At 63.8% G+C, this 16,470-nt stretch carries 17 protein-coding genes and 1 pseudogene; 4 read left to right on the top strand and 14 right to left on the bottom strand.

Annotation, left to right across the window (positions count from 1 at the left end; genetic code table 11):
• Positions 1 to 3: 3 nt before the first annotated feature.
• From ACWDSJ_RS07575 to ACWDSJ_RS07630, 12 genes and pseudogenes are all read right to left on the bottom strand, one after another.
• Complete coding sequence (locus tag ACWDSJ_RS07575) at positions 4 to 960, bottom strand: MlaD family protein (protein ID WP_064909789.1); 957 nt, start codon at positions 958 to 960, stop codon at positions 4 to 6.
• The gene (locus tag ACWDSJ_RS07580; protein ID WP_223273897.1) at positions 957 to 2,006 is read right to left on the bottom strand and encodes an MlaD family protein; all 1,050 of its coding nucleotides are present in this window, start codon (positions 2,004 to 2,006) and stop codon (positions 957 to 959) included. Before ACWDSJ_RS07580 ends, ACWDSJ_RS07575 begins: the two co-directional genes overlap by 4 nt.
• A gap of 53 nt (positions 2,007 to 2,059) precedes the next feature.
• The gene (locus ACWDSJ_RS07585) at positions 2,060 to 3,166 is read right to left on the bottom strand and encodes an MlaD family protein (protein ID WP_082976710.1); all 1,107 of its coding nucleotides are present in this window, start codon (positions 3,164 to 3,166) and stop codon (positions 2,060 to 2,062) included.
• Between the two features lie 3 nt (positions 3,167 to 3,169).
• Complete coding sequence (locus tag ACWDSJ_RS07590) at positions 3,170 to 4,204, bottom strand: MlaD family protein (protein WP_082941117.1); 1,035 nt, start codon at positions 4,202 to 4,204, stop codon at positions 3,170 to 3,172.
• The gene (locus ACWDSJ_RS07595) at positions 4,192 to 5,208 is read right to left on the bottom strand and encodes an MCE family protein (RefSeq protein ID WP_064909785.1); all 1,017 of its coding nucleotides are present in this window, start codon (positions 5,206 to 5,208) and stop codon (positions 4,192 to 4,194) included. The genes ACWDSJ_RS07590 and ACWDSJ_RS07595 overlap by 13 nt, the downstream gene beginning before the upstream one ends.
• On the bottom strand, positions 5,205 to 6,191 hold the full coding sequence (locus tag ACWDSJ_RS07600; RefSeq protein WP_181064692.1) for an MlaD family protein: 987 nt from the start codon (positions 6,189 to 6,191) through the stop codon (positions 5,205 to 5,207). Before ACWDSJ_RS07600 ends, ACWDSJ_RS07595 begins: the two co-directional genes overlap by 4 nt.
• Positions 6,192 to 6,262: 71 nt before the next feature.
• Complete coding sequence (locus ACWDSJ_RS07605) at positions 6,263 to 7,126, bottom strand: ABC transporter permease (protein ID WP_064902016.1); 864 nt, start codon at positions 7,124 to 7,126, stop codon at positions 6,263 to 6,265.
• On the bottom strand, positions 7,126 to 7,983 hold the full coding sequence (locus ACWDSJ_RS07610) for an ABC transporter permease (protein WP_064902008.1): 858 nt from the start codon (positions 7,981 to 7,983) through the stop codon (positions 7,126 to 7,128). Before ACWDSJ_RS07610 ends, ACWDSJ_RS07605 begins: the two co-directional genes overlap by 1 nt.
• Before the next feature lie 251 nt (positions 7,984 to 8,234).
• Positions 8,235 to 8,360, bottom strand: a complete 126-nt coding sequence (locus ACWDSJ_RS07615) for a hypothetical protein (RefSeq protein ID WP_255407288.1) — start codon at positions 8,358 to 8,360, stop codon at positions 8,235 to 8,237.
• Positions 8,357 to 8,560 (bottom strand): annotated as a pseudogene (locus ACWDSJ_RS07620) (IS701 family transposase); the annotation flags it as partial. The gene ACWDSJ_RS07615 and the pseudogene ACWDSJ_RS07620, both read right to left, overlap by 4 nt.
• Before the next feature lie 128 nt (positions 8,561 to 8,688).
• Positions 8,689 to 9,537 (bottom strand): recombinase family protein, encoded by an 849-nt coding sequence (locus ACWDSJ_RS07625; RefSeq protein WP_197521862.1) that lies wholly within the window; start codon positions 9,535 to 9,537, stop codon positions 8,689 to 8,691.
• 245 nt (positions 9,538 to 9,782) lie between these two features.
• Positions 9,783 to 10,442 carry a phosphatase PAP2 family protein gene (locus ACWDSJ_RS07630; protein ID WP_197521861.1) on the bottom strand — a complete coding sequence of 220 codons (660 nt, stop codon included), beginning with the start codon at positions 10,440 to 10,442 and terminating at the stop codon, positions 9,783 to 9,785.
• Positions 10,443 to 10,590: 148 nt separating this feature from the next.
• Here ACWDSJ_RS07630 and ACWDSJ_RS07635 point away from each other — a divergent pair, with 148 nt between their 5' ends.
• On the top strand, positions 10,591 to 12,054 hold the full coding sequence (locus tag ACWDSJ_RS07635; protein ID WP_064909780.1) for a multicopper oxidase family protein: 1,464 nt from the start codon (positions 10,591 to 10,593) through the stop codon (positions 12,052 to 12,054).
• Positions 12,055 to 12,191: 137 nt separating this feature from the next.
• On the opposite strand, the gene ACWDSJ_RS07640 is transcribed toward ACWDSJ_RS07635, so the two are convergent.
• Positions 12,192 to 12,659 (bottom strand): DoxX family protein, encoded by a 468-nt coding sequence (locus ACWDSJ_RS07640; RefSeq protein WP_064909829.1) that lies wholly within the window; start codon positions 12,657 to 12,659, stop codon positions 12,192 to 12,194.
• Between the two features lie 114 nt (positions 12,660 to 12,773).
• Positions 12,774 to 12,956, bottom strand: coding sequence for a hypothetical protein (locus ACWDSJ_RS07645; RefSeq protein ID WP_064909778.1), 183 nt, complete (start codon positions 12,954 to 12,956; stop codon positions 12,774 to 12,776).
• 294 nt (positions 12,957 to 13,250) lie between these two features.
• Here ACWDSJ_RS07645 and ACWDSJ_RS07650 point away from each other — a divergent pair, with 294 nt between their 5' ends.
• From ACWDSJ_RS07650 to ACWDSJ_RS07660, 3 genes are all read left to right on the top strand, one after another.
• The gene (locus tag ACWDSJ_RS07650) at positions 13,251 to 13,943 is read left to right on the top strand and encodes an ABC transporter ATP-binding protein (RefSeq protein WP_094028087.1); all 693 of its coding nucleotides are present in this window, start codon (positions 13,251 to 13,253) and stop codon (positions 13,941 to 13,943) included.
• Positions 13,940 to 14,755, top strand: a complete 816-nt coding sequence (locus tag ACWDSJ_RS07655) for an ABC transporter permease (RefSeq protein WP_064909776.1) — start codon at positions 13,940 to 13,942, stop codon at positions 14,753 to 14,755. Before ACWDSJ_RS07650 ends, ACWDSJ_RS07655 begins: the two co-directional genes overlap by 4 nt.
• A 133-nt stretch (positions 14,756 to 14,888) precedes the next feature.
• Positions 14,889 to 16,154, top strand: coding sequence for an APC family permease (locus tag ACWDSJ_RS07660; protein WP_064909774.1), 1,266 nt, complete (start codon positions 14,889 to 14,891; stop codon positions 16,152 to 16,154).
• Positions 16,155 to 16,470 lie beyond the last annotated feature (316 nt).

A 16,470-nucleotide genomic window follows, 5' to 3' on the forward strand; every position in this document is an offset into this window, starting at 1 on the left:
GGATTACTTGACGCCGATATGCACTTGTATCGCGTCTTCGCCGGTCGCACTCAGTGCGCGTGCGATCAGATCGCTGAGGTCGATCTGCGGCATGGACGACTTCGCACTCTCGGCGAGCGGTTGAATGGTCGGTGCCAGCTGCCGCAGCTCGGGCCCGATGCGATCCAGATAGTCACCCACCTTCCCGAGAAATGGGACGACGCCGTTTCCTTGCATGTAGTCCTCGGGCATGTTGCCGATTCTGGCCAGCCGGGCGATGGAATCGGCGATGAGCGCACCCCAAGTGCCCGCTTCCTCCCACAGTGGGCCCGCGGCGGTCATGGACGGCCCGGCCCAGTCCATGTCCGAACCCATGGTCTGCAGGTTCACGAGAATCTGCCGAATCGCGGGTGACCTGCTGAGAATCGTTTCCGAGAGCAGAGTGGTCGACGCAGCCAATTTGGGCATCACCGCTTGCGTTCCTGTCAAGGCTTGATCCAGTGTTCTCACGATGTCGCTGATTGCCTGCGGGTTCAGCTGTTTCAGCAAGTCGGTGACTGTTTGCGCGACGTCAGGTATCGATCGCGGCAACACCACCTGTGCCGATTCAAGGCGCTGGCCATCCCTGAGGTAGGGGCCGTCGCTGCTTTTCGGCGCGAATTCGATATACGGCTCGCCGAGCGCCGAGAGATCTTCGACGGTCGCGGTGCCGGAGGCAGGTATTCGGTACGCGGAATCGAGATCCAGTTTCACTTCGACTCCGCGAACAGCCTTCTCGATCGCAACGATCCTTCCCACTTTGACCCCCCGCAATAATACGGGCGAGCCCGACTTCAAGCTTCCGGCCTCGGGCAGCGCCATGGTGACGTGTGTACGGGTACTGAACCATTCGATTCTGAGTACACCGATTGCCAGATAACCGATACCGAAGACCAGTACCGACGCAATCGCGGCAAGCGAGATGACCGAACTCGGCTTCATCGGACGACTCCGATCGCGTGCAACGCTGTGAGAATACTGTTTATCCGATCATTGTCGGACACTCGAGCTGCCCCGGAATCGTTTCCCACTTGAACCCCCGTGATATTGACCTTCGGTTCATGTTCGGCAAATGGAATGACTTCGTCGTGAAGAATCGACACGATCTTGTTCAAATTCGAAGGGGCAGAGAGGTCCAGCGGCCGCGACGTGAAGAGCAGCGGGACGAACGCTCGCGCAGCCGCTGCGCCGGACTGTGCCAACGGCCCCACCCAGCGCAGCGACTCGGTCAGGAGCTTGAATCCGTCGTAGAGCGTGATCAGTCCGATCATCGAGGTCATAGACGCGGCTGCCTGGTCGACCCCGGCGTCGGTAAGGAGATAGTCCAGATCCGGAGTTCTGCGCAATATGACCTCGGTATCACCGCGCAGTCCATCGAGCACAGAATCAACAGCGTCCACGTGCGCAGCCAGGTCTTTGATATCGGAACCCAGAACCTCTGATATGGAAGCTGTGTCCTTGGGATCGGAGGGAAGGATCGCATTCGCGCGGTTGATGATCTCTTGCGCCCGCTGAATCCCTCCGCCCTGCACGAACGCCGCCATCACGTTCATCGTGTCCTCGAGTTGTAGCAGCGGTTTCGTCTGGGCACGCCCGATGGTTGCCCCGGGCGCGAGGGTCGCCCCACCACCGGACGGCGGTGTGGTCAGCGCGATGGAGACGTCGCCGAGAATCGTGGGTTGCCGCAGCTCGGCCGTCGTACCGACAGGCAGCTGGACAGAGGACATGATGTCGACGTCGACGACCACATAGCTGTCGTGTCCATTTCCGGCATCGATCAGCGTCATGTCGCGCACGATCCCCGCGCGAAGACCGTTGACCGTCACCTTTGCCCGGGAGGGCAGGTTCAGGGTGTTCGCGAATTCGATCCGCAGCCCGTACTTGGGCCCGGCGATACCCGATCCTGGGACGGAGACGGCCGACGGGTCGAATCCGCAACCTGAGACCAGGCACAAGGCTGCCGCAATCGCCGCGATCGCCGCCAACACCGCGCGCCGCCCGTGTCCACGCGGCGTCCGTGCAGCTGTATTCCTACGCTGATTCATCGCTGTGCCCCCGCTGCGCCCAGCACCACACCGGCCAGGGAAAGATTCGTCAGACCACCCACGGCGGAATCGCAACGCCCGGGCGCGATGACGCCTACGGCCGCGCACACCTTGTCCGCGTCCGGTTGCGGCAACGCCACCCGGGGCGACGCATAGGTCAGCACGTGCTTGCCGCTGTTGGGATCCAAAACGTCTCGGAATGCCTGAACGAGCGGCGGAGTCATGTCGACGATGTCCTTCAAGGATCCGACGTTGGCGCCCGCGAGGCGAGCCAGTGGCACGGTCGCGTCGAGAACCTGAAGAATCTGCTTGCCGAACATCGTCGTGAGTTCGTTCAGCCACGGAACGATGGTCCGCAACGAGTCGATGATCGATACCGTGCGCTGGAAGATTCCATGGTCGATGACCGTGAGACCGGGTGCCAGCCGCGTGATCATGGATTCGATGTCCCCCCATCCTCCGGCAACGCTGTCGGTCAACGAGCGCATCGAGTCGGTGAGTGCTCCGATATGCCCGATCGCCGCATTTGGTGAATCGAGCGCGCGGCCGAGCCTCATGATCGTGTCGTTCATTTCCGGACCGGTGCCCGACAGAGCGGTATCGAGGGCGGAGATCTCATCGGAAAGCTGCCCCTGCTGCCCCGGGGCATTTCCATTGGAGAGTTCACTGCTGAGCTTGCCCACCGCGTCGAGCGTCTGCGTCATGCTCTTCGGTGTCATGGTTCGCGAGATACAGCGGTGTGAATCCCACTCCGCGGCGGCATCGCTGTCCTCGATAAGCGCGAGCGAGCGGTCTGCGACGATCGTGTCGGACAGAGTGGTTGCCGCCAGATCACCGTGCAGCGGATGATCCGCCTCCACGTCGAACGCGACATACACCGAATCACCCCGTGGCTCGATGCGCGTCACCGTCCCCACCGTGACCCCGCGAACGGTGACATGGTTTCCGGCATACAAGCCGACCGTGTCGGGCATGTTGGCGCAGTAACTGCGCATCTTCTTCGGTGGCGTGATCAGGGTCAAATAGGCGATGAGCAGTATCAGACACAGGATCACAACCGCCAGCACCGACATGAATCCGCGAGAGGCCAGAAAACGATTCATGATTCAGCAATCCTTTCCTGGAACTGGAATGCAGACTGCCGGCGCGTCGATCACGGTTGCGGACTGGTCGACGACGACGCCGTCTCGGGAGGCCGCGACCGGCTGGAGTCGCGACAGCAGATCCTTCGTATTGGTGACGACCTGGCCCATCTCCCCGCCCAGACGCTCCAGCTCGGGAATGGCGTCGGCCAGACTCTTGGCGACCGGCTCCAAGCGCGCTCGGTACACCGGTTCGAGAGCTGCTATTCGTGACAACAGCTCGTCCATGAGCCGAACGGCCTCGTAGATTTCGGATTGTTTGTCGAGACCAACGGTCTCCATCAGGTTGACGCTGTTGATCATTCCGCCCAATATCGCCTTGGACTTATTTATTGCTCCGATGTATTCATCGGCAGTGGCAAGCGTTTCGGATATCTCTCGATTCTGGCGATCAAGGACGTCGACGAGAGAGGAGAACGCGTCGACGGCTTTTCGTATCCCCGCTGGGCCGTTGGTAAGCGAATTGTTGAGCATCGTGAGATTTTGCCGCAACGTCGATCCATCGACTTCGCCGATCGGCTGCGCAGCGTCCTGAAAGGCCCGAGCGAGACTGTACGGAAGACGAATCCTTTCCGATGGAATCGTAGAGCGCAGAGGCGAGCTTCCCGCCGAAGTAACGGCGATATAATGCCCTCCGATCAGGGTGAGCATCCGAATATCGAGCGTCGTCTGATCGCCGATGAATATTCCTCGATCTACGGTGAATCCGACTCGAACGCTCCGGCGGCCCAACTCCATAGATTTCACGGTACCGACCGGGACTCCTGCGATCCGAACGTCGTCCCCTACCTTGATTTGCCCGGTCTCGGACATATCGGCCCAATAGGTCGACTTACCGATGGGGACGACATAGACGATCGCACTAGCCAGCAGCAAAAGCCCGACGAAAGCCGCTCCCAGCACCCCCCAGCGTAATTCCCGGTCGGCACGCCACATGGCCCTGAACTTGGTGCGGAATTTCTGAGAAAATCCCCAAAACCACATAATTAGCTTTTGCATATCGAAATCCTCTGACCACCGACCAGGATCTGAAACGGAGAGGGTGCCGCGACTTTGCCGTTTGAACAGTTGAGGTTCACGGTCGGACCATTGGGCGGGACCCATGCGTCCAACGTCTGGATGAGTGTCGGCAGCTTCCTCAGGACATCGACCGCCTGTTCCGGGTCCGGTAGCACCGTACGCAGCAGCGAATCCGCATCAGGGTTGCTGCCGGTAGTCAGCCCAAATGATGCCAGCAAACTGTTCAACGGCGCGATGACATCGGGGGCCATGAGGGCGAATTCGACGATCCCGTCCACCTTGCTTCGCAATGTGTTGACAACCGTAGAAAGTTCGGAAACGAGCCGGATCAGTTGCGCCGAGTGCCCGCCGATGTGATCGGATATCTGTTTGAGATTGGCAACCAGAGTTGTGATGAGGGCCTGCCTGTCCACCGCATAGCTGGAGAGAGTCTGAACCGAGTCCAAAACCGATCCGACACCTGATCCATTGCCCTCGATGACCGAGATCATATTCTCGGCAAATTTATTGATAGCACCCGGCGAAAGTTCACCGAGAACTGGTTCCAATCCATTGAACAGCGAGGTGATATCGAAGGATGGAATAGTTTTCGATACGTCGATCACGCTTCCTGATGCCAACTTATCGGCGAGACCCGAAGATTGCTGGACATCGACGTACCTTTGCCCTATCAGACTTTGGTAGCGAATCGCGAGCACCGTGCTCTCATATAAATGGTGGCCATTCTGCAAATGCATTTTCACGACGGCCCGACCCTTGTCGAGTCGGATCGCATCGACTTTTCCCACACGGACGCCGTCCATGCGGACGTCGTCTCCAGACTTCAGACCATTGACGTCGGTGAACGCTGCTGAATACTCGGTGGTCCCGCCTTGTACCGGTCGCTGGACCGCCTGCACGATGACCACAAGAAGAACGATTATCACAATTGCCGAGACGGCAAGTTTCAGACTCGCGTAAATAAGCCTTCGCGCATTACTCATCGATCAGCCCCAGCATCCGATTTGGGCAGGGATGCCAGCAATGGAGTAGCAAGCCCTGGAAACGAGTCGACGATCACCTTCAGATTGAGCACCGGGCCATCCGGAGTCTGAGTAAAGGAATTTCCCAATCGAGCAAGAATCTCGGATAGCTGCGCACTCGACACCTCCGGAGTCGGAACCATGCTGCTCGCCGCGGAAAGGATCGGGACCAACATCGCCGTATAGTCCGAGAGATAGTTTCTAGCCGTGAAGATAGTATTTGCGAGCGCGGGGAAGAACTTCTCGCCTACGGTATTGACCGTGGCGTCGAACAGTCCACGCTGGCTGTTCAGAATCTCGATTCGGGTGAGCCGACTGATGAGTCCTACCGTTCCGTCGAACATCGCGCCGGCGCCGACCAACATCGAGCCATATTGATCCAACAGGTAGGAAGGCGGCATCTTCTGGGTTTCGGCGACCATCCGGGACATCGAGACGATGGTTTCCATCAGAGGAGTGAACTGTCGCGAGGTCTCCGAAAGCCGCATCAGCACTTCGGTGAGGCGTGGCGTTAAAAGGTCGCCGGTGGCTTCCGCGACGGTGCGGATCAGGACGCCCATGGTTGCGTCCTGCTGCCGATTCGAGCGCGGTCCGGTCAGGTCGACGACGATGCCGTCACGCAGCGGAACACCGCCGGCCGCCTCCTTCAGCGCCACTTCGCTGATTCCGAAAAGGTTTGACGGCGAATAGTTGACGAACAGGTTGTCGGTCAAGCCGATCAGATGTGCCCGGTCGAGCAGCAACGTCACCTTTTTCGTGTTGATACCGTCTGCATCCACCCTCGCGACAGATCCGACGTCCACGCCGTCATATCGAACCGGAGTTCCCACACCGATACCGTCACCGATGTTCTCGGTGCGCAAGATCACAGCCATTCGTGTATCGCGGCGCGTTTCGTGGATCAAAAACCCTGTGGCGGCGACCGTAAGAGCGATCAGCAACACCAGGCAGCCTATAAGTATGGATCCCCGTTTAGTCGACGTAACCCCGGGCAGTTCATAACTAGGCATCCATATCACCCCGTGAATTCGATCGACGAATTGATGCCCCACAACAAGATTGTCAACACCATATCGAGTCCGATGATGGCGACGAAGCTCGCCCGAACCGCCCGGCCCGACGCGATCCCGACACCCTCCGGGCCTCCTACCGCGAAGAATCCTTGATAGCTGTGGATCAGAATTACCGCAGTTCCGAATACGAGGACCTTGATCACTGCTGCGGTCATGTCCCAGCCGCTTATGAATTGATAGAAGTAGTGATCGTAGACCCCTGCAGCCTGACCATGAAGTTGAACGATCACCGTGCGGCAGGCGACATAGCTGAGGAGGAGGGCTATCAAAAAGGTGGGGACGATCGCGACCGCGCCTGCGATGATTCTTGTCGTCACGACGAAAGGTATCGATCGCAATCCGAGGGATTCCAGTGCATCAATTTCCTCGGAAATCCGCATCGATCCGATCTGCGCGGTGATACGGCATCCCGCCTGTGCGGCGAACCCGACGCCGGCGGCGATCGGAGCGAGCTCTCGGGTGTTGGCAAAGGCCGATACGATGCCTGTCACCGGCCCCATACTGATGAGATCGAGGGTCGAAAAGGACTCGACGCCCACCGAGCCTCCGATGACGAGCCCCAGGACGACCAGCATCGGAACCGTTCCTCCGCCGACGATGATGGACCCTTGCCCCCAGGTTATGTCCGTGATTGTCCGCATCGTCTCGGCGCGGTACCGCTTGAGCGTGAACGGTATCGCCGACAATGCCTGCCACGCGAACCCGATCACGAACCCCACTGCCTCGATCGGCAGGATGCGCGCGAGGCGTACCGCGGACCGTCGAATTCTGACCACACGTGGAGGGGTGAATTTCAGCTCAAACATCACGCAAGCCTCGTGGGGAGGAACATCGCAACCAGCTGCGTTATCAGTAGGTTCACTATCGCAATCGAGACGACGGATAGAACGACCGCCGAATTCACCCCATCGGCGACTCCGCGAGGTCCGCCTTTCGCCTCCAAGCCACGCTGGCAGGCGACCACGACGACAATGAACCCGAACAGCACCGATTTCACGACTGATACCCCGATATCCGCGACAGTCGTGAATGATCCGAAGGTTCCCCAGTAACTACCGGGCGTGACACCCTGCGGACCAATTGCCACCGCGTATCCCGCAACGACGCCGACGAAGATGATCAGGATATTCAGCATCGGAGCGACGAAAACCATCGCCACCATCCGCGGGATAACCAGACGATGCATCGGACTGATCCCCATGGTGCGCATCGCATCGATCTCTTCGCGAATATTTCGCGCGCCCAGATCTGCCGCAATCGCGGCCGCACCGGCCGCCCCCAACAGAAGGCCTGTCGCCATGGGCGCTCCCTGTTTTATCACGCCCAACCCGCCGGCCGCTCCGAGCAGAGAATCCGCACCGATCTGGTGAATCAGATTGCCGACCTGAACGGAGACGATTACTCCGAATGGGATAGCCATAAGCACTGCGGGAAGTGCAGTCACCGTGATCAGATACCACGCCTGCTGGATAGCTTCACGCCATTGGAACTTCAACCGGACAACATCGCTTGCCGTCCCCGCAGCCGATGCCGAAGCTACCCGCATGGTCCGACCGAAGGTTCGCAATCCGGAAACCACCGTATCGGAGAAGTTGTGCCGTACTATTCGAACGGACACGGACAACTCGTTACGTAAAGGGACCACCACAGATTCCCGTCTCATTTCTCAACTTCCGCCCGAGGACCGGAGCAGTCGCTCCGTCCGCGCGGTCGAATCGAAGGATTCGACCGCCTCGAAATCAGCAGAGCAGCCGACTGCGAGAGTCGTGATCGGGTACACGACCATGACCACCTCCGTGCATGCTACTCCAAGTACTAGGTACTTGAGGTACGAGTATGTGGTGGCCGTCACTCCCTGTCAACTGCCAGTTCGAGCACTGCAACAGGTTCTAGTACTGCAACGGCACTCGCGGATCAGTCGAGTGGGTGGCCGCGTCGTCGCCAGTGGGACCAGGTCCAGATGTGATCGGCGCCGTGAGAGGTGGTGAGGACGAGTGCGACGAGCAGGCGGCGGATCTCGGGTAGTGTCAGTGCGATCATGTCTGCGGCCTGTTCTCCGGGTCCCCCTTTGCGGCAATGGTTTTCGAGGCGGCGAGGTAGGCCAGTGCGAGCATCGGCAAGGTGATGTGGGCGTACCAGGCCCGATAGTCGCGGACCTGGTAGTGGTCGAGCCCGGCCTCGTTCTTGGCCTGCTGGAACGCTTCCTCTACATGCCAGCGGGATCCGGCGGTCCAGGCCAGGTCGACCGGCCGGGACGAGGCGGGTCCGTATCAGACGTAGTAGGCCCCGGAATCCTAAAGCTGTCAGGAAGTGCAAAGTAGGACAAGGTTGCTGGTGTCCCGTGCTGGTCCGGGCTCGTTTGGGGTTGTCAGGACGCGGCGTCGTGGTCGTGCAACATGCGCATGACGGTGGCGGGTGAGGGCTGGCGGCCCTTCTTCGTTCCGGTGGTGATGACCAGGCGGGCGGCGATGTCGCGCAGGCTGAGTTGCTGGTCGCGAAGGTGCAGGGCCATGGCGAGCATGTCGGGGTCGGTGACGTGCGCGCCGCCGATGGTTTTGCCGCGTTTGCGGGCGGATTCGTGGCCTTCGAGGGTGCGGTCACGAATGTATTCGCGTTCCATGCCCGATAACGCGGCCAGCACTGTGAACACGACGCCGGCCGGGTCGTGGCTGCCTTGTAGTTCGCCGGTCAGGAATTCCAGGCCGATATCGGCGGATTTCAGGTTGTCGGCGAGGGCAGCCAGGTCGATGCCGCGGCCGAGCCGTTTGTGTTCGTGCACAACGAGAGTGACCGCGACGCCGCTGGCCCGCAGTTCTCGGCACAGCGTGACGGCGGCGTCGAGTTCGGGTCGGTGGGTGGCGCGGGTGGAGATCTTCTCGGAGAAGACCCGGCTCACGTTCGCGGCGGTGAGCGCGTCGAGTTGGGTGTCGAGAGATTGGCGCAGTGTGGAGGCGCGGGCGTAGCCGATGCGGGCGTGCCCGGCCGGTGCGCTGAGGGCGGCGGGGCGGGGCAGTTCGATCCATGCGCGGCCGGGGTTGCGGATCGCGGGGGTCGTCACGGACAGTGCCTTGGCCAGCGCGGGCACCAGCCGGAAGCGGACGGTGTGGTATTGGGTGGCGACCTTTCCCGTGCCGGTGCGGCACGGTGAGCCCGCTGGGGCCGCGCAGGCCGACATCGGGCACGGATGGACTTCGACTCGCTGATAGTCCTCGCTCACAGGCTCGAGTGTTTCATGAGTGCGTTTCAACTGCGGGTTCTTTTGCAACAACCCATGAAACGGAATTCGGGCTGGTCGAGGTCCGATGATCGTCGTGTTTCATAGGCGACCACCTATGAAACGAACTACGTCCCTTCGATACTGCTGATGTCCACAGGCGGATGGCACCGCCGCGGGGCAACCCTGTCTGCAACGAGCGAGCGCGGTTGGGTGCGCACTCTCGTCGCTGCACGCGGTCGCTGGGCCTAGCCTAGGGTGATTCGCGCCGCCGACTGCACGGTGCTGGTGACCAGGGGTGCCAGCGGCCCGGTGCGCAGCCGGGTGACAGCGGCTGCGGCGGGCTGCAGCAGGGCGCGGCGGACGAGGTAGGCGATCGGCAGGGCGAGGACGGCGGAAGCCGCGACATCGTGGGGGTAGTGGCCGCCGACGTAGACGCGGGTGGCTGCCTCGAACAGGGCGAACACAGCGGCGATGGCGGCCAGGCGGCGGTTGGTGAGGTAGAGAGCGGCGACGGTGGCGGCGGCGACGGTGGCGTGGCCGCTGGGGAAGGCATAGTCGGTGCCCGGTGGGCATGCTTCGAGGATGTAGGCGTGCGGCAGCGCGTGGCAGGGGCGGGGTTCGGCCGCGATCTGCTTGACGATCTCGGCGAGGGCGAAGGCGGCCACGACCGCGACGGGGGCGAGCAGCGCGGCGGCCATGGCCGTGGTGTTCTCGCGTCTGGCGCGCCACCAGGCGGCGAGCATGAGCACGGCGAACACGATCAGCCCGGCGTCGGTGAACCACAGGATGGGGGTATTGAGCCAGCGAGTGTGTTGAGCGAATTCGGTGACCTCGACCAACAGTGACCCGTCGATACGAGCTCCGTCGAACGCGGACACGGTGGCGGGCAGCGAGGTCGGTGACACGCAGGTGATCTTTACGTGACGGCACTGAGAACACGCTGAGAACCGAGACCGACTCCATCCAGCGGGGGTGGGAGATCGATCGTCATCCGTTATCGTTTCTCGACATCGAGTTCCGATATCGGCAAAGGGCGGTCGAAGCGTGGGGCAGATGAGTCGGCGAGATGTGCTGAAGCTGGGTGGAGCAGCGGTTGTAGCGGGTGGGGCGGCGGCGGGCTGTGGCCGGTCGCCGTCGGCCACGACAGCGGATTACACGCTGCGGATCGCGGCAGGGTCGGTGGAGGTGGCGCCGGGTAAAACGGTGTCGACGACGCTGTACAACGGGCAGTTCCCGGGCCCGCTGCTGCGTCTCACCGAGGGCACACCGATGGTGGTGGACGTCTACAACGACACCGCCACCCCCGAGCAGGTGCATTGGCACGGTCAAGCGGTGCCGGCCGAGGTCGACGGCGCTGCCGAGGAAGGAACCCCGTTCGTGCCCGCGCACGGGATGCGCCAGCTCTCGTGCACCCCGGGCCCGGCGGGCTACCGGTTCTACCACACTCACCTGGCCGCGGGATCGGATCTGACCATCGGCCAGTACAACGGCCTGGTCGGGCCGGTATACATCGAGCCGGCATCCCATCCCGGCGCCTATGACCAGGAGGTGTTCCTGACTTTGAAGGAGTTCGAGCCGTCGCTGAGCCAGGGCGGGGACATGGCCGCGGACTTCCTGGCCGGTGAACCGGTGCCGCAGCTGCGGGACCGGGGAGAGGCGGCGATGGCGGCGTCGCTGGCCTCGGGTGCGCCGCACGGTTACGAGGTGGGGTATGCGACGTTCACGATCAACGGGCGCATGCTCGGCCACGGCGACCCGATCAAGGTCAAACAGGGGCAGCGGGTGTTGTTGCATGTGCTCAACGGCAGTGCGACCGAGAACCGCAGCCTGGCTCTGCCCGGGCACACCTTCACCGTGATCGCGCTGGACGGCAACCCGGTCCCGAACCCGGTGGCGGTGCCGGTGTTGTGGCTGGGCACCGCCGAACGGGTCTCGGCGATCGTGGAGATGACCAACCCGGGCGTGTGGGTGCTCGGTGATCTGTCCGACGACGACCGCGGCAACGGTATGGGCATCGTGGTCGAATACGCCGGCGCCACCGGCGATCCGGTGTGGACGGCCCCGCCGGCGTTCCGGTGGGATTACCGACTGTTCGCCGACCCGCGCGCGCACGCTCCGGCGGCGCCGGATCAGGTGTTCGACATGCTGATCGAGAAACGCAACGCCGCCGACGGCGGATTCAACGTGTGGACGATCAACGGGCAGCGGTTCACGATGAGCGAGTCCTCGATGCAGGCGCAGCCGATGTGGCAGCTCGAGCGCGGCAAACGGTATCGGCTGCATCTGCGCAACGCCACCGACGACATCCATCCGATGCATCTGCACCGGCACACCTTCGAACTCACCCATGTCGCGGGTACCGCGACCGCCGGGCTGCGCAAGGACGTGGCGATGCTGGGCGGCTATCAGCAGATGGACATCGACTTCGTCGCCGACCAGCCCGGATTGTCGTTGTTGCACTGCCACATGCAACTGCACATGGACTATGGGTTCATGGGATTGTTCGACTGCCACTGACCCGACCCACCGATACTCATCGGTCCGGGTCGGCCGGGCGGGCGTCCGCCCCGGGTCGTGCGAGCGGGCGGACGATCATGATCGGCGCGACGAGGCCCAGCAGGGGCACGACCCCGACGGCACGCTCCCGGCCGCGCTCACACGGCAACCTCCTCCCTCCGGCCTCCCGATGCGCCGACCCGGCGGGTCAGCGCGTGATCCAGAGACCATCTCCCGGGCCCGACCCACAGCAGGAAGATCAGTCCCAGCAGCATCGACCAGTCCGCGCGCGCGTCGTGGGCCATGCCCCAAAACCCGTGCACTCCGAGGAAACCGCCCGGCTGCAGTTCACGGATCTTGGTCAACCCGATAGCACCGCAGATGTCGATCAGCAGCGGGACCGCGGCGAGGCGGGTCAGCAGACCCACGATGAGCAAACTGCCGCAGCCGATTTCGACGACTCCGTCGAGATCGGCGAAGAACGTCGCGGCCGGAATGCCGATCTTGGTGAACCGTCCGGGCCCGAGCTGATGCGGGTACACGAACTTCTGGATGCCCTCGCTGAGGAACACCACCCCGACCAGCAGCCGCACACAGATCACCGCCGCCGGTCCGTCCGCGCCCAGCAGCCGCACCCACCACGACCGATCGACCATCATCAATCGCCTCCCGATATCGCTTACCGATATATATCCTGAGCGTACCCATTCCATGCGGCGGGATCGAGGGGGCGCGCGGGTCTATCCGGTATGGCTGTAGCGTTCTCCGGCGCCGCCTCCGAGTGCGAGTACGGTGATGAAGCCGCCGATCAGGAGCACGCACAGCGCGGCGACGAGCCGGCGCAGCATCTGCACGGCCGGCGGTGCGCCGCGAGTGGTGGCGGCCCACAACAGCAGGTAGGCGATCTCCGCGCCGAAACACACGTTGCCCGTGTTGGGCAGGTGGATCGTCAGCAGAAGTGTCCATCTCCATCAGCCCTCTCACCGGCCGAGACAATGCATCGGCCATCGATATCGCCTGCCGATACAGTCGGTGATGGTAGTGCCCTCGCACAGCGAAATCGGGTACTCGTTTCCTGTCGATGTACTGAGAGTTCCGGGCCGTGGAGATCGACGCACGCGCGGTTCCCGCTGCGCGGATGCGACCGTGCACTGCCAGGTACTACGGTTGGTTGATATATCGGTATCCGATATCGGCTGCCGTAGCCCGAGGTTCGGATGGAGGTGGTGCGGGTGGCGGAGGCGTTGTTCGCGTTCGAGGAAGTCGTGGTCGAGCGCGAGGGAGTGCGTGCCCTCGACGGGTTCGCTGCGGTGATCCCGGAAGGCGGGGTCACGGCGGTGTTCGGGCCGTCGGGGTCGGGCAAGTCGACGATGCTGCGCCTGTGTAATCGGCTCGAGGTGCCCACGGCGGGACGGGTGCTGTTTCGCGGCGAGAACCTGGCCGGGCTGGATCCGTTGCGGCTGCGACGTCGGGTGGGCATGTGTTTTCAGCGGCCGACGCCGTTTCCCGGCACGGTGGCCGAGAATCTTCGGGTCGCCGATCCGCACGCGAGCGAGGCGCGGATGGAGCAGGTGCTGGCGCGGGTGGCGTTGACCGGATCCTGGCTCGACCGCGACGCGACCGCGCTCTCGGGCGGGGAGGCGCAGCGAATGTGCTTGGCCCGCACGCTGATCACGGACCCGCAGGTACTGCTGCTCGACGAGCCCACCTCGTCCGAGGATGCGGCGGCGGCGCGGGTGATCGAGCAGGCGGTGCGCGAGCTGGCCGACGCCGGGATGAGCGTCCTGTGGGTCAGTCACGACCCGGCACAGGTACGGCGCATCGCCGACCGGGTCCTGCGCATCGACCACGGCCACAGCCGGGGCATCGAACCGTCACTGGGACCCGACATCGAGGAGGCCGCACAATGAACGGAGCGGTCGGGTGGGGTGGACTGGCGACCTCTCTGGCGCTGGTGGTGGTCGCCGCCGGAATCTCGCTGTGGCAGCGACTGGGCCTGGAACGGCAGATTCTGTGGTCGGCGGCCCGCGCACTGGTACAACTGCTGCTGGTCGGCGCGGCGCTGGCGCTGCTGCTGGAACCGGGCCGGTCGCTGTGGTGGTCGTGGGCGTGGACTGCCGCCATGATCGCCTACTCCGGTGATGTCGCCCGCCGCCGCGCTCCGGAAGTGCCACGGCTCGCGACGCTGGCGATCACCGCGTTCGCCGCGGCCGCGGTCATCACGCTCGGGGTGATCTTCGGATTGCGGGTGTTCCCGCTGCAGGGCCGCACCCTGGTCCCGATCGCAGGCATGATGATCGGCAATTCGATGACCGCCACCGTCCTGGTCGCGCGACGCCTGGTCGACGAACTGCGCGACAAACGCGACGAGGTCGAGGCCCGTCTCGCCCTCGGCCAGCCTTCCCGCCAGGCCGCCACCCCGTATGTGCGCACCGCGCTGCGCTCGGCCCTGTCCCCGCAGATCGAGACCACCAAGGCGACCGGGCTGGTATTCCTGCCCGGGGCGATGACAGGCCTCATCCTCGCCGGCGTCCCGCCCGTGCAAGCGGTTCTCGTGCAAGCGGTGGTGATGTTTCTGATCCTGGGCGCGGTCGCGGCCACCACCGTCGTCATCGCCCTGGGACTGGTGCACCGGCTCTTCACCCCCGACCACCGGCTGTTGCCCCTGGCCCGCCGCCCCGACACCATCTCACCGGGCAAACCCGGCGCCCGCACCCACTGACCCCAGCTCTGGCCGGGCGGCGCGGATCGACGAGCCGGTGAACAGTACGTGCCCTGCGCAGTATCGCCCGCCGATATCGGATATCGTCACAGCCGTCCCTTCCATACGATTCCGGGGAGAGAGTGTGTCCACCATGCCGACGTCGAATCAGGCCGATACCCAGCTACAGCGTCGGCTCGGGGTCGGCGACGCGGTCGTGATCGGGCTCGGCTCGATGATCGGTGCGGGCATCTTCGCCGCGCTGGCGCCGGCGGCCGCCGCGGCCGGGTCGGGACTGCTGCTCGGACTGGCGATCGCGGCCATGGTCGCCTACTGCAACGCCACCGCGTCGGCGCGACTGGCGGCCCGCTACCCAGCATCGGGCGGCACCTATGTCTACGGCCGCGAACGCCTCGGTGAGTTCTGGGGTTATCTGGCCGGATGGGGATTCGTGGTCGGCAAGACCGCCTCCTGCGCGGCCATGGCGCTGACCGTCGGCGCGTATGCCTGGCCGGGACAGGCCCATGCGGTCGCGGTCGCCGCGGTGGTGGCGCTGACCGTGGTCAACTACCGTGGCGTGCAGAAATCGGCGCTGCTGACCCGGGTCATCGTCGCGGTCGTGCTGGCCGTGCTGGCCGCCGTCGTGGTCGCCGCGCTCACCTCCTCCGCCGCCGCGCCCGGGCATCTGGCGATCGGTTCGGATGCCTCGGTGCGCGGTGTCTTGCAGGCGGCCGGACTGTTGTTCTTCGCCTTCGCCGGGTACGCGCGCATCGCGACCCTGGGGGAGGAAGTCCGGGATCCGGCCCGCACCATCCCCCGCGCGATTCCGCTCGCCCTGGGCATCACGCTGGTCGTGTACGCCCTGGTCGCCATCGCCACGCTGGCCGTGCTCGGCCCGCATGGATTGGGCACCGCCGCAGCACCTTTGGCCGACACCGCGCGCGCGGCCGGTGCGCCCGCCCTGGTGCCGGTCGTGCGGGTCGGCGCGGCGGTCGCGGCACTCGGATCACTGCTGGCACTGATCCTCGGCGTCTCGCGCACGACCTTCGCCATGGCCCGTGACCGGCATCTGCCGCCTCAACTGGCAGCGGTGCATCCGCGCTTCGATGTGCCCCATCACGCGGAGATCGCTGTCGGTGTCGTCGTGATCGTCCTGGTCGCCACCCTCGATGTGCGGGGCGCGATCGGCTTCTCCTCCTTCGGCGTGCTGGTCTACTACGCCATCGCCAACGCCGCCGCCTGGACTCTGACTTCCGAAGAAGGACGGCCCCCGCGTATCCTGCCCGTCCTGGGCAGCCTCGGATGTGTCGTGCTGGCCTTTGCCCTGCCGCTCACCTCGGTGCTCTCCGGTGCAGCCGTGCTCGCCCTGGGCGCTATCGCCTACGGTGTGCGACACCGCCTGACTCGCGCCCGCTGCTGACCCGTCCCACCCACCAGCAGCCACCCGACACCGCGCCTGGGGTAGCAGGCCCACTGTCGGAGAGGACCGGTCCGATACCACCCCCGCTCACCCCACCGGCTGACGGCCGCGCAGGATCTCGAGGACCCTGCGCTCGGTCAACGCGATCAGATGCGCATCCACGCGAGCGGTCGCGTTCAAGCTGCCATGCACCTGATGTACCAGGCCCGCGAGATCCGGGCCGGGCTGGCCTCGGGAACACGCGCGCCCAATCGGTTGATAAGGATGCGCAAAGCCTGCTCGAGCTCACGCAACGGCGCGTCGCTTCCCTCGGCCA

It is taken from the genome of Nocardia sp. NPDC003482, from assembly GCF_053588115.1.

What these genes read in the sequence shown, in the direction of transcription:
- ACWDSJ_RS07595 (WP_064909785.1), bottom strand. Translation starts at nt 5,208, where the DNA reads ATGAGTAATGCGCGAAGGCTTATTTACGCGAGTCTGAAACTTGCCGTC.
- ACWDSJ_RS07585 (WP_082976710.1), bottom strand. Translation starts at nt 3,166, where the DNA reads ATGAATCGTTTTCTGGCCTCTCGCGGATTCATGTCGGTGCTGGCGGTT.
- ACWDSJ_RS07660 (WP_064909774.1), top strand. Translation starts at nt 14,889, where the DNA reads ATGCCGACGTCGAATCAGGCCGATACCCAGCTACAGCGTCGGCTCGGG.
- ACWDSJ_RS07650 (WP_094028087.1), top strand. Translation starts at nt 13,251, where the DNA reads ATGGAGGTGGTGCGGGTGGCGGAGGCGTTGTTCGCGTTCGAGGAAGTC.
- ACWDSJ_RS07635 (WP_064909780.1), top strand. Translation starts at nt 10,591, where the DNA reads ATGAGTCGGCGAGATGTGCTGAAGCTGGGTGGAGCAGCGGTTGTAGCG.
- ACWDSJ_RS07610 (WP_064902008.1), bottom strand. Translation starts at nt 7,983, where the DNA reads ATGAGACGGGAATCTGTGGTGGTCCCTTTACGTAACGAGTTGTCCGTG.
- ACWDSJ_RS07655 (WP_064909776.1), top strand. Translation starts at nt 13,940, where the DNA reads ATGAACGGAGCGGTCGGGTGGGGTGGACTGGCGACCTCTCTGGCGCTG.
- ACWDSJ_RS07575 (WP_064909789.1), bottom strand. Translation starts at nt 960, where the DNA reads ATGAAGCCGAGTTCGGTCATCTCGCTTGCCGCGATTGCGTCGGTACTG.
- ACWDSJ_RS07605 (WP_064902016.1), bottom strand. Translation starts at nt 7,126, where the DNA reads ATGTTTGAGCTGAAATTCACCCCTCCACGTGTGGTCAGAATTCGACGG.
- ACWDSJ_RS07590 (WP_082941117.1), bottom strand. Translation starts at nt 4,204, where the DNA reads ATGCAAAAGCTAATTATGTGGTTTTGGGGATTTTCTCAGAAATTCCGC.
- ACWDSJ_RS07615 (WP_255407288.1), bottom strand. Translation starts at nt 8,360, where the DNA reads ATGATCGCACTGACACTACCCGAGATCCGCCGCCTGCTCGTCGCACTC.